The sequence below is a fragment of the Candidatus Thiosymbion oneisti genome (genome assembly GCF_900092655.1).
Lineage (GTDB): Bacteria > Pseudomonadota > Gammaproteobacteria > Chromatiales > Chromatiaceae > Thiosymbion > Thiosymbion oneisti.
Window position 1 is genome coordinate 1 of record NZ_FLUY01001856.1, and the last position, 368, is coordinate 368.

General features: G+C 61.7%; 1 protein-coding gene. It reads left to right on the top strand.

Going from position 1 to position 368, the window contains the following annotated elements:
* A partial coding sequence (locus BQ17_RS19715; RefSeq protein WP_141699397.1) for a DDE-type integrase/transposase/recombinase occupies positions 1-368 on the top strand: 368 nt, incomplete at both ends.

The window sequence follows — 368 nt, forward strand, 5'->3', positions numbered from 1 at the left end:
CAAGAATTATGCGCCGGGCTTCGTCCACGTCGATGTCAAGTACCTGCCTCAGATGCCGGATGAGGACCAACGGACCTCCCTCTTTGCCGCCATTGATCGCGCCACCCGCTGGGTCTCTGTGGAGGTGCTCAAGGACAAGTCAGCAACGTCCGCCAGCAGCTTCCTCACGCGCCTGATCGAGCAGGCACCGTTCACCATCACCAAGCTCCTCACCGACAACGGCAAGGCGTTTACCGACCGCTTCTGTGCCACCGGCGAGCGCCAGTCCACTGGCGCCCACGCCTTCGATCAGGTGTGTGCCGACAACCAGATCGAACATCGCCTGATCAAGCCCAGAACCCCGCAGACCAACGCCATGATCGAGCGCT